The sequence below is a fragment of the Endozoicomonas sp. NE40 genome, from assembly GCF_040549045.1.
In the GTDB taxonomy this organism is placed as follows: Bacteria; Pseudomonadota; Gammaproteobacteria; order Pseudomonadales; family Endozoicomonadaceae; genus Endozoicomonas_A; species Endozoicomonas_A lisbonensis.
Genome location: NZ_JBEWTB010000002.1, coordinates 4,197,317 through 4,208,889 on the forward strand (window position 1 = coordinate 4,197,317; position 11,573 = coordinate 4,208,889).

The following is an 11,573-nucleotide window of genomic DNA, read 5'->3' on the forward strand; positions in this document are numbered from 1 at the left end:
TTTTATTTCAGACTGGCAGAGCTTACTGGGAAGCTTCTGTGTGGGAGTCAGTCTGCGCTGTTGGCTGCCTGTCTTCCGTAGTCTGTTCTGCCTGCTGCTTGCGCTTCAGTCGAGGGTCGTTCATGGCACGACTGCGGCGACGACGGCGAGCTGGTCTCTGGCTTTCGGGGGTGTTTTCCACTTGTGCCTGAGGTTCGGATACTGTTGTAGCAGCTTCCTGTTCTTCAGCAACGGGCGCTGTTTCCTGATCCACCGGCTTCACAGCTTTCTGTTGAGCGGCAGGTTCTTGAGCAACAGGTTGTTGGGCCGCAGGTTCTGCTGGTTTTTCAACAGCTGGTTTTACAGTCGGAGTAGTTTCTGCACTGGTTTCCTCAGGCTTTTCAGTCAGCTGAGTCAGGGCATTTTGAAGCTGCTCTACCGCGTCACTGAAAGTCTGATCGGCCCGGGCTTCAGGCTGAGCGAACTCTACCGGAGTGGTGACCGGGGCCGTCTCAACAGGGATTGTAGGCTGATGGCTGGCCGCTACCGCTTTGGCCATTTCAGTCATACGTGGTTCCCGGGTGGCAGATTCAGGTGCTTCACTGCGCACGCCTGCAGCAGGTTCAGCTTTTTCTGCTGAGTCACTTGCCTTGTTTACTGGCTTGGCAATGACGGGTTTCTCTGTTTTTGCTGCTTCAGTTGGAGCCTGTATTTCAGGTTTTTGCTGTTGCGCTTTCGGAGCTGGTTGTGCTTCTGCAGGAGCGGCTTTTGCTACTGGCTGAGGTGCAGGCTTGCGCTCTTGTGGTGTTTCAGTTTTTGCTTCCAGAGCAGGTTTGGCTTCCTGTGCCGGAGCTGGCTTAGCCTGTGCTTTGGGCTCCTGTGATTTGGATTCCTGCGGCTTGGGCTCTTGTGGTTTGGGCTCTTGTGGTTTGGACAGAGGCGGCAGCGTTGGCTGGTCCTGTACATTGCGATCACGCTGAGTCGGACGGTTGCTGCGACGACGCTGGGCAGAGCCCGGACGACGACGGCGGCGGTTGTCTTCACCCTGCTGTTCAGGTTCCTGACTCAGACTATCGGTTTTACGGGCGTCGCTCCGGCTTTCATCGCGGGAAGCCTGTTCTTCCCGGTCAAAGCGTTCCTGCTTCTGGCGCTGAACACGACTTTCCTGACGATCCTGTTTCTGGCGAGGCTGACGCTGCTGACGGTTATCACCCTGATCGCCCCGTTGCTCGTTGCGCTGCTCATTACGCTGCTCATTACGAGAGTCGCTACGATCCTGACGGCCGCCACGACGACGCTCGTTACGGTTCTGGCGCTGTTCATCACTCTGTTCGCGACGGGTGTCACGAGCTTCACGCTGCTGGTCGCGACTGCTGCGCTGTCTGCGCTGAGGCTGCTGGCGTTCACGCTGAGGACGGGAAGAAGGCTGAGGCTTTTGACGGCTTTCGGTCTTCTTAGGCTGCTCTTCGGTGCTTTCTTCAGTGCCAAACAGGCCGCCCAGGGCTTTAACAAAAGAGCGGATCAGGCCGGGCTTTTCCTGCTTTACAGGGGCTGGTTGAGCAGGTGCAACAGTCTTGACGGCTGCTTCCTGGCGAGGAGTAGGCTTGGCGGTAGCGGCCAGTTGTTCAACAGTGTCTTCTGCTTCCAGAATCTCATAACTGCTTTCAACATGCTCGGCTACATGGTCATCACGCAGGCGCTGAACGTCGTAGTGTGGAGTGTCCAGGTTGGCGTTTGGAATAACAATCACGCGAGCCTGGTGGCGCTTTTCGATTTTGGCAATCATTGAGCGCTTTTCGTTCAGCAGGAAGGCAGCCACTGATACCGGTACCTGAGCACGGATTTCAGAGGTTTTGTCCTTCATGGCCTCTTCTTCCATCAGGCGCAGGATAGACAGAGCCAGAGATTCGATGTCACGGATAGTGCCTTGTCCGGAACAGCGTGGGCAGACAACGCCGCTGGTTTCACCCAGAGACGGGCGCAGGCGCTGACGGGACATTTCCAGCAGGCCAAAGCGGGAGATGCGACCGGTCTGAACCCGGGCGCGGTCCATGGACAGAGCCTGACGAATACGGTTCTCTACCTCACGCTGGTTGCGGTTGTGGCTCATGTCGATAAAATCGATCACGATCAGGCCGCCAATGTCGCGCAGACGCAGCTGGCGGGCAATTTCGTCAGCGGCTTCCAGGTTGGTGTTCAGTGCGGTTTCTTCGATATCACCGCCACGGGTCGCCCGTGCGGAGTTGATGTCGATGGATACCAGGGCTTCAGTCGGATCGATAACAATAGAGCCACCGGATGGCAGACGTACTTCACGCTGGAAGGCGGTTTCAATCTGGGATTCGATCTGGAAGCGGTTGAACAGTGGAATGCTGTCTTTGTAAAGCTTGATCTTTTGCTCGTACTGCGGCATTACCTGCTTGATGAAGGTGACGGCTTCGTCGTACACAGACTGCTTGTCGATCAGAACTTCACCGATGTCCTGACGCAGGTAGTCGCGAATAGCACGGATGATAACGTTGCTTTCCTGATAGATAAGCAGAGGCGCAGGCTGTTCTGCGGCGTCCTTGATGGAACTCCACAGTTGTAGCAGGTAGTCCAGATCCCATTGCAGTTCTTCCTGGCTGCGACCCAGACCTGCGGTGCGAACGATGACGCCCATTTCTGCAGGGATGTTCAGCTGACTCAGGGTTTCACGCAGTTCCGCTCGCTCGTCGCCTTCAATACGACGGGAAATGCCGCCAGCGCGAGGGTTGTTTGGCATCAGAACCAGGTAGCGTCCAGCCAGGCTGACCAGTGTGGTCAGGGCTGCACCTTTGTTGCCACGCTCTTCCTTATCCACCTGGATAATGACTTCCTGGCCTTCCTTGATGACGTCCTTGATGCTTGGACGGCCACCGGAATGTGGGGCGCGGAAGTATTCCCGTGAAATTTCTTTCAGGGGCAGGAAACCATGGCGCTCAGCGCCGAAGTCAACAAAAGCAGCTTCGAGGCTCGGCTCGACACGGGTGATCTTGCCTTTGTAGATGTTGGCTTTTTTCTGTTCACGGGCGCCTGATTCTATATCCAGATCATACAGGCGTTGTCCGTCTACCAGTGCAACACGCAACTCTTCCGACTGAGTTGCGTTGATTAACATTCTCTTCATAGAGTACCGATACGGTTTAGAGGCTAGCCTCTCGTGCCGGCACGGCCCGCTCTTTCTTTTCCGGTTTGTCACTCGGGCTTAACACGATGCGGAGTAAACCGGTTTTTATTAACTGCCATCAGACTTACACCGTCAGACCTGTATAGAATACTTCTGTGGCCTGTGAGGGTAACGATATGGCACTTTAGTACTTCCTGAACTGTTTGAATCAGGCAAGTACCGGGGCGCAGGAATGGAATTCTTACCGGGGAATGACTCGGCATTTCAAAATAAATAAAGCCGATTATAATCGCTGACAGTCCCGGGACCTTCCTCACGCCCGGAATCAGGGGGCGTTGCTCGACAGAGAGTAGCTCTGTTTATGTTCTCCACGGCTCTTGCCGTGCTCTATACCATGAAAATACGATTTTATTACCTGGAGTGATGAAATCGTATTATCTGCTCATGGCTTAACTTCTGTCCCAAGTATTTCATCGACCCGGCATCGGGGAAGCTTTATGGTGATTCCGTGATGTCCTGAGTCGGCGACCGCTATTTTTAGCTCTGGTCTGCCTGGGTTTCGTAAATCGAACTGCCCTTTCGGTTATGCGCAGGACAGTGTCTCAACTATATCAGTAATCTGTAAGTGCTTCAAATGAGCCAAAGCTGGTAAGATGCGCCCATGGACAGACGACTCAATGATTCCCGCGATTCGGCTTCTGCTCAAGCGGATCGCCCTAAAGTACGACTGGTCAGCATTGATGCTGATGATGCTGGTCAGCGTGTTGACAATTATCTGGTTCGGGAGCTGAAAGGTGTTCCGAAGACTCGTGTTTACCGGATCATTCGCAAAGGTGAAGTACGGGTAAATAAAAAGCGCGTAACGGCTGCCTATCGTTTGCAGGATGGCGATGTGCTGCGTATTCCACCCATCCGTGTCGCTGAGAAGACGGATAAAGTGTTAGTGGGTGGTGGCCTGGCGGAAAAACTGGAATCTTCCATTATTTATGAAGATGACCAGCTGATCATTATTAACAAGCCTTCCGGCATTGCCGTTCACGGGGGCAGTGGTATCAACTTTGGCGTGATTGAGGCGATGCGCAAAATTCGCCCGGACGCCCGCAGCCTGGAACTGGTACACCGGCTGGATCGTGATACCTCCGGCTGTCTGATGATTGCCAAGCGTCGCAGTATGTTGCGTTATCTGCACAACCAGTTTCAGGAAGACAAGGTCAGTAAAATTTATAACGCCCTGGTGATCGGGCGCTGGCCAAATCGCAAAGTACTGGTGAATGCGCCGCTGTTAAAAAACACGCTGCAATCGGGTGAACGCATGGTTCGGGTTGATCTGGACGGTAAAAAGTCCAGAACCCGTTATCAGGTGCTGGAGCGTTATAACCACCAGGGTGAAAGTGCAACCCTGGTGGAAGCCAGCCCGATTACCGGGCGTACGCACCAGATTCGTGTGCATTGTCTGCATGCCGGTTACGCCATTCTGGGTGATGACAAGTACGGCACAGACGAGGACAATAAACGCTACCGGAACTTTGGCCTGAAACGACTGTTTCTGCATGCGGCACGATTAAAACTTACCCTGCCTGATGGCACACCTTTGACTGTTGATGCACCACTGTCGCCTGATCTGCAGGCTGTTCTGGAAACCCTTGGAAGTGAGCGCGACGGACCGTCAGCCTGATTGAGAAGTAGAGACATTGGATAAACGTTATTCGTTAATTATTTTTGACTGGGATGGAACCCTGATTGATTCTGTCCCGACTATTACCCGTTCTCTGGCTATTGCTGCTGAACAGATGGGGTTGCCGCAGCTGGACGAGGTGGCTTATAAAAGTGTGATTGGGCTGAGCCTGACGAATGCCATTCGCAAGCTGTATCCCACACTGGCTGACGAGCAGTTGCAGCGGTTTATTAAACAGTATCGTGAAGAATACAACCGGCTGGAAAAACAGCCTTCTGTTCCGTTTCCGGGTGTCACTAACGGGCTGAATGTACTGCGTGAACAAGGCATTACCATGGCGGTAGCAACGGGGAAGGGCCGGAATGGTTTAGACCGGTCCATGACTGCCAATCAATACCATGAGTATTTTCAGGCGTCCCGCTGTGCGGATGAAACGCGCTCAAAGCCTGACCCGTTGATGCTGGAGCAATTGCTGGAAGAGCTGGATATTCCTGTTGAGCAGGCCCTTATGGTGGGCGATGCCGGGTTTGACCTGCAGATGGCAGAAAGCCTGGGAATGGATCGGGTGGCTGTCACCTATGGCGCCCAGCCAAAAGAAAAACTTTTAAGCCATGATCCGGTGTTTGTCGCTGACAGCTTTGATGACCTGATCGAATGGGTGGGCATCGTTGAGCATGGCTGAATGCAGCTGAACATTAAAAAAACAATCGTTGTTGGGCATCAAGCCCCGGAGTGAAGATGGAAGATAACTGGAAGGAGCCTGAGTCGGTTCTGCCCGATAAAGATGATGGCAAAGCCTGGAAGCTGATTGAAAACCTGGCTGAAGGCGCATTGAAAGAACAGCGTCGGGCTCGCCGCTGGGGCATTTTTTTCAAGTTGCTGACCTTTACCTGGCTGTTTGCCACCATTGGTATTTTTTATTCCGCTTTTCGCGTTGATGTGTCGGCGCTGGAAAATCCTGACGGACACACAGCGCTGGTGGATATTGGCGGTGTGATTGCTGATGGTAACGATGCCAGTGCTGACATTATTGTTGGAGGGTTGCGAGCTGCGTTTGAAGATCCGGGTACCAGGGGGGTTATCCTTCGCATCAACAGTCCGGGTGGAAGCCCTGTTCAGGCAGGTTATATTTACGATGAAATTCGTCGTCTGCGTGGCAAGTATCCAGAGACTCCACTGTACTCCGTGATTATGGATATCGGGGCTTCCGGAGGTTATTACGTGGCTGCCGCAGCCGATGAGATTTATGCCGATAAGGCCAGCCTTGTCGGGTCTATAGGTGTGGTTTCATCAGGCTTTGGTTTTGTTGAGGCAATAGACAAGCTGGGTATTACCCGACGTACTTATACGGCCGGTGAGTACAAGGCCTTTAATGACCCGTTTCAGCCAGTGGATGAAGAGGCCACTGCCCGCTGGCAGGAATCTCTGGACAGTATTCATAATCAGTTTGTTAACGCGGTTAAAACCGGCCGTGGTGATCGGCTGGCAGATGACGAAGTGATTTTTTCCGGCATGGTCTGGACCGGTGAAAATGCTGTCAGGCTTGGGCTGGTTGATGGTCTGGGTAGTGCGGGTTACGTTGCCCGGGAAGTAGTGGGCAATGAAACCATTGTTGACTTTACTGCCCGTTTGTCGCCACTGGAAAAATTTGCCAGAGATCTGGGTGTTGGTTTTACCGGTGCAATGATCAAAACGCTGGGGCTTGAAGGTGTCACCCTGCGCTGACAGAAGACTGGTTGTGAATTCGGAGATATGGCTCATGGCACGTGTAAAACGTGGCGTCGCTGCAAGAAGGTTCTGAAGAAGGCTGCGATCGAAGTCGACCGTAAGGTTCTGGCTGACATCGTTGTACACTACAAGACCGTTTTCGGTCAGCTGGTTGAGAAGGCTAAAGCTGCTCTGGCTTAAGTTTTTTCAAACTGCTTTTAAAAAAACGGGCTTATGGTTTTGCCATAACCCCGTTTTTTTGTTTCAGGCAAGGTGTTCCGATACCAGTTCAATGATGACAGGCAACACGGATATAGCCAGTAAAAGCGCCATGGAGACATTGAAAAGTCGCTGGTGTAATGTGTTTTTCAGTATTTTTTTAAGATTGGCACCAAACAGTAGCCAGACAGCAATGCATGGAAAGGCAGCCAGCAGGAAAGCAAAGGTAATATAAAAAACCTGTAAAAGAATATCACTATCTATGGTGGTATAAGCAGCGACTGCGCCCGTTGCCATAATCCAGGCTTTTGGATTAACCCATTGAAAAGCGGCGGCCTGCAAAAAGGTTAGTGGATTTTTGTTGTTTTCCAGGTTGGTCTCGCTGGATGCGGTTGCCACATGATAAGCCAGATAGAGAAGATAAAGTGTCCCTGCTATTTTTATCACATCATGCAAGAATGGTAGTTTCTGAAAAATAACGTCAAAACCAAGTCCGACTGCTGCGACCATGGCTGGGAACCCGATGCAAATACCCAGATAATGGGGCATGCTTCTTCTGATACCATAATTTAAACCTGAACTCATAATCATGATATTGTTGGGGCCGGGGGTTACCGTCGTCGAGAATGTAAAGAGCAGAACAGCAAGATAATTTTCCACTATCACTCCGTTCTTTATTGGAAGGTATTTATCGCAGGGTATCAATAAAATCTCATTATAGCGGCTTTTGCTCCTGTTTCCTGCGTGGAAACAGGGTGGCTGCTAGGCGGCAGAGTCCTCTCTCTGTTGAATTTTGCCGGATTTGATCATCAAAGATTGCGGATAATGCAATCGTTAACTCTGACGTAAGGAGGGATTTTTCCTCCTTACACTGATGGCTGCTCTCAAATAATGTTAACGCCTTCATTTAACAGCATGTCGGTTAACCGGATGAGTGGGAGTCCGGTCAGGCTGTTGGGGTCATCACCACTCATCTTTGTGAATAACGTGATGCCCAGTCCTTCGCATTTAAAACTGCCGGCGCAATCCAGTGGTTCTTCCTTCTTTATATAGCTTTCAATCTGTTCTCTGCTGAGTTGCCTGAAATGAACGGTAAAAGGTATACAGTCGAGTTGCTGCTTGGCGGTTCTGGTATTCAGCAGGCACAAGCCTGTGTAAAAGGTGACAGCCTGATTGCTGCAGGCGAGTAGTTGCCCGATGGCGCGGTTGTGGGTGCCGGGCTTGCCCAGAATAGTCTGCCCCAGTTGGGCTGCCTGGTCGGAAGCAATAATCAGATGATCCGGATAGCTCTCAGCCAGAGCCCGGGCTTTGGCCTCTGAGAGTCTCAGGGACAAAGCATCAGCAGTTTCTCCCGGCATAGGCGTTTCATCAATGTCCGGAGCCTGGCATGAGAACTCAAGCCCAAGTCGTTCAAGCAGTTGTTTCCGATAGGGAGAGCCGGAGGCAAGAAGTAGTTTCATGGTTGTCTTAAAATAGTCGCTTAGTGGATGAGGAAATGACGGCCAGCCTGTGGTTGCAAATGAAGCCTTGACAGGCGGGAAATTAAGCAGAATTTCTCGCCTTATACGCAGTTGGGTGCAATTAAAAGTGTTCCCCGGTCAGCAATTTCCCAGAACTTGGCCATAATGCTAAGAGTTCATTTTTCACCCGATGCGTTCCATGTCTACTTCCAAAACCCTTGCGGAAAAACTTGCTGCCCATCCAGAGCTTGAAAAAAGAGTATCTGAATTGATCAGTCTGGTAGAAGCCAAGTCCGGTCATCTTGACCGGGCTGATGAAGCAGAGGAAGCTGTCATTGAAAACCTTAAAGAACTGGGGAATGAGCTTCTGACGGACTGGGGAGCCCATAAAGAGAAGCAAAAGTTTGAAGAGGCCCACGATCTTCACTCTGAATCAAATACTAAAAAAAAGACCTCCACTGGATGACCACTTACGGCAAAGTTCGTCTCTGTGAGCGATGCTTGACCGTTGCAGGGCATCGTATACGCCCTTTTTCCGAGAATGCCCATATCCACTGTCGTGACTACTCTTTACCGTTACAACGGCGATTGGTGGATTTTGCATCAGACAGTTCTTTTGCAACAGCTTCACAGAAAATGGAAGAGCATTATGGCGTTATCGTACCTGAGTCATCAGTACGAGCCATTACCCTGGGTCACGCCCGCTGCATGAGTGAGCAATCTAAAGCTTCCCTGAAAAATTGTCAGGAATGTGTAGGAGAAGGCAAGCAGCTGATTGGTGAAATGGACGGCAGCATGATTCCAGTGGTTCTTTTTGATGAAGAAGCTGAAGGCGACAAGCGCAAGGCCAGAAAAGTTGACTGGCAAGAGGCCAAGCTTTGCTTGGTTTATGAACAAGGAAGTTGCGATAAGCGACATCGTGTAGTTATGGGAGAGCCCGGTGAAGCAGGCGATCAGTGGTTGAGTTGCGCTATTGAGCAAGGTTTGAATCGGCAGTCATCTATTCATTGTGTAAGTGATGGGGCTAAGTGGATTGCCAGCCAGGCAGACCGCGTATTCGCATCTCAGGGAAGTTTTCTGGTGGATTACTATCACCTTTGTGAGTACATCGCAGATGCTGCTAAAGAGTGCATTGGAAAAGATGAAAAAGCCCGTAAAAAATGGACTGATGAACAAAAAACAAGAATGAAAGCAGGTGAGTCAGAGAGAGTTCTGGCAGAGCTTGAGCCTTATCGTAACGGTAAGGTTGGAAAGGAAGCCAACAAATCGGAAGAGTGTCATCGCTATATCAGGAATCGTCCCGGACAATTTGATTATCAGGCGGCAGAAGCTGCCAATTTGCCTATCGGTTCAGGTGAAATAGAGAGCTCCAATCGTTCTGTTGTTCAAACCCGGTTGAAACTTCCCGGAGCATGGTGGAAACCAGAGCATGCTCACGATATGTTGAACCTTAGAACTTTAAGGGCTAATGGTGACTGGAATAAGTACTGGAAAGCCACTGGATAGAACACTTTTAATTGCACCCTACGCAGTTAAACCCTTTGACAGAGGGGTGACATGTGCCTATTATTGCGCCCTTATGATTATCGGGCAATTACCCAAGGTCTTTGACCCGCGAAAACTCGCGCGTCAAGGCAAGCAGTTTGAAGGTTCGCTGGCTCTGGAACAGTTTGGCCAGCTGGTGGACAGTCTGGCTGATGATAAGGGCGAGGTTAAGGTCTCTCTTCATTTTTATATGAGTGAGGACCACAGGGTTATCCTGGAAGGCACAGTGTCGGCAACGCTGAAAATGATTTGTCAGCGCTGTCTGGATGTAGCCGACATTCAGGTAACTGCTGACCTCCGGCTGATGGGTGTGTTGACAGATGAGCAAGCCAGGGCTTTGCCGGAAGACTTTGACCCAATGATGATGGGCGAAGAACCGGTTGAGCTGGTGCCTCTGTTGGAAGAAGAGTTGTTACTGGCTCTTCCGATCGTTGCCTATCATCCACCTGAGGACTGCCCGGCTCAGACAAGCTTTACCACTGAGTCGGAAGAAGAAGCTCGAGCCTTTGCTGAACAGGTAGAGGAAGAGCAGAAAAGCAGTAACCCTTTCAGCGTGCTGGCCAAACTGAAAACAGATACTACGAATTAGGAGAGTGGACACATGGCTGTTCAACAAAACCGTAAAACCCGTTCCCGTCGCGACATGCGTCGTTCCCACGATGCCCTGACTTCTGCCCAGCTGTCTGTAGAAGCGACTTCCGGTGAAACTCACCGTCGTCACCACGTTTCTGCTGACGGTTTCTACCGTGGTAAGAAAGTGGTTGCTGACAAGTAAGAGTCAGAACATTGCTTCAGGGACGACTCAATTCGAACCAGAGAATGCGGGTCGCACTTGATATTATGAGCGGGGACGAAAGTCCCCGTTCACGTATCCGGGCGGCACTCAGGGCGTTAAACAAATACGATTATCTCGAACTCCTGCTGGTCGGTGATAACGATCTGCTGCAATCCTACCTTAACGATGTCGGGTATTATGACCGGGGTCGACTCTCTCTGATTCATGCTGATGCCACAGTGGCAATGGATGATAAACCTTCCCTTGCTTTGCGAACCAAGCGGCATTCTTCAATGTGGCAGACACTGGAGTGCGTGTCTGACGGACGTGCAGATGCCTGTGTGTCGGCAGGTAACACCGGCGCGTTGATGGCGATGGGGCGGTTTGTCCTGAAAACCTTTGCCGGTGTGGATCGTCCGGCGATTGCCGCCAGCGTACCCAGTCGAAACGGCAGTACTTTGCTGCTGGACGTTGGGGCTAATGTTGACTGTACCTCCATGCAGCTTTTTCAGTTTGCCATTATGGGGTCTCAGCTGGCGAATGCGGCGCATGGTATCGACCGGCCGAGAATTGGCCTGCTAAACGTTGGGACAGAAGAAATAAAAGGCAACGAGCGGGTCCGTATCGCGCATCAGCTGCTGAATGAGCATAAGCAGTTAAATTACATTGGCTATATCGAAGGGCATGATATTTTTTCAGACCGTGTCGATGTGGTGGTGTGTGACGGTTTTGCCGGTAATATTGCCCTGAAAACCGGAGAAGGTGTGGCCAGCCTGATTGCTGACACGCTGACCGAGATATTCAGTCGAAACCTTGTCACGCAAGGACTGGCTGTATTACTCTCCCCCATTCTCAAAGAATTCAACCGCAAGGTTGATCCGGAATTACATAATGGTGCCAGCCTGCTTGGTTTACAGGGAACTGTGATCAAGAGTCATGGCGGTGCCGATGAAAAGGGCTTCTACCGGGCCATTTGTCAGGCAGTCCGGGAAGCTGGTAAGGAAGTGCCTGCCAGACTGGCGGCTGATGTGGAGAAAATGCTGCTCTGACCGGTGTCAGGCTGCT

Annotated in this window: 11 protein-coding genes and 1 pseudogene; 9 read left to right on the forward strand and 3 right to left on the reverse strand. The window is 51.3% G+C overall.

Annotation, left to right across the window (positions count from 1 at the left end; genetic code table 11):
* Positions 1-22: 22 nt before the first annotated feature.
* Positions 23-3,127: a ribonuclease E gene (gene rne / locus V5J35_RS20035; protein ID WP_354008831.1), complete on the reverse strand. Its 3,105-nt coding sequence runs from the start codon at positions 3,125-3,127 to the stop codon at positions 23-25.
* A gap of 661 nt (positions 3,128-3,788) precedes the next feature.
* Between rne and rluC the strand changes: the two genes are divergently transcribed.
* The 4 genes and pseudogenes from rluC to rplT form a co-directional block, all read left to right on the forward strand.
* Positions 3,789-4,802 carry a 23S rRNA pseudouridine(955/2504/2580) synthase RluC gene (gene rluC, locus V5J35_RS20040; RefSeq protein ID WP_354008832.1) on the forward strand — a complete coding sequence of 338 codons (1,014 nt, stop codon included), beginning with the start codon at positions 3,789-3,791 and terminating at the stop codon, positions 4,800-4,802.
* A 16-nt stretch (positions 4,803-4,818) separates the two neighbouring features.
* On the forward strand, positions 4,819-5,484 hold the full coding sequence (locus V5J35_RS20045) for an HAD family hydrolase (RefSeq protein WP_354008833.1): 666 nt from the start codon (positions 4,819-4,821) through the stop codon (positions 5,482-5,484).
* Between the two features lie 56 nt (positions 5,485-5,540).
* Positions 5,541-6,527, forward strand: coding sequence for a S49 family peptidase (locus V5J35_RS20050; protein ID WP_354008834.1), 987 nt, complete (start codon positions 5,541-5,543; stop codon positions 6,525-6,527).
* 72 nt (positions 6,528-6,599) lie between these two features.
* Positions 6,600-6,710: pseudogene (rplT, locus tag V5J35_RS20055) on the forward strand (50S ribosomal protein L20); the annotation flags it as partial.
* Positions 6,711-6,773: 63 nt separating this feature from the next.
* On the opposite strand, the gene V5J35_RS20060 reads toward rplT, so the two are convergent.
* Both V5J35_RS20060 and V5J35_RS20065 read right to left on the reverse strand, forming a co-directional pair.
* The gene (locus V5J35_RS20060) at positions 6,774-7,388 is read right to left on the reverse strand and encodes a LysE family translocator (protein ID WP_354008835.1); all 615 of its coding nucleotides are present in this window, start codon (positions 7,386-7,388) and stop codon (positions 6,774-6,776) included.
* Positions 7,389-7,612: 224 nt separating this feature from the next.
* Positions 7,613-8,188, reverse strand: coding sequence for a Maf family protein (locus V5J35_RS20065; RefSeq protein WP_354008836.1), 576 nt, complete (start codon positions 8,186-8,188; stop codon positions 7,613-7,615).
* Between the two features lie 199 nt (positions 8,189-8,387).
* Between V5J35_RS20065 and V5J35_RS20070 the strand changes: the two genes are divergently transcribed.
* The 5 genes from V5J35_RS20070 to plsX all read left to right on the forward strand — a co-directional run bounded on the left by V5J35_RS20070 (position 8,388) and on the right by plsX (position 11,557).
* Positions 8,388-8,654, forward strand: a complete 267-nt coding sequence (locus V5J35_RS20070; protein WP_354007673.1) for a hypothetical protein — start codon at positions 8,388-8,390, stop codon at positions 8,652-8,654.
* Positions 8,651-9,694: a UPF0236 family transposase-like protein gene (locus V5J35_RS20075; RefSeq protein WP_354007956.1), complete on the forward strand. Its 1,044-nt coding sequence runs from the start codon at positions 8,651-8,653 to the stop codon at positions 9,692-9,694. Before V5J35_RS20070 ends, V5J35_RS20075 begins: the two co-directional genes overlap by 4 nt.
* Before the next feature lie 73 nt (positions 9,695-9,767).
* On the forward strand, positions 9,768-10,322 hold the full coding sequence (locus V5J35_RS20080; RefSeq protein ID WP_354008837.1) for a YceD family protein: 555 nt from the start codon (positions 9,768-9,770) through the stop codon (positions 10,320-10,322).
* Positions 10,323-10,334: 12 nt separating this feature from the next.
* Complete coding sequence (rpmF, locus tag V5J35_RS20085; RefSeq protein WP_034872518.1) at positions 10,335-10,508, forward strand: 50S ribosomal protein L32; 174 nt, start codon at positions 10,335-10,337, stop codon at positions 10,506-10,508.
* 44 nt (positions 10,509-10,552) lie between these two features.
* Complete coding sequence (gene plsX / locus V5J35_RS20090) at positions 10,553-11,557, forward strand: phosphate acyltransferase PlsX (protein WP_354008838.1); 1,005 nt, start codon at positions 10,553-10,555, stop codon at positions 11,555-11,557.
* The last annotated feature ends 16 nt before the right edge of the window (positions 11,558-11,573 follow it).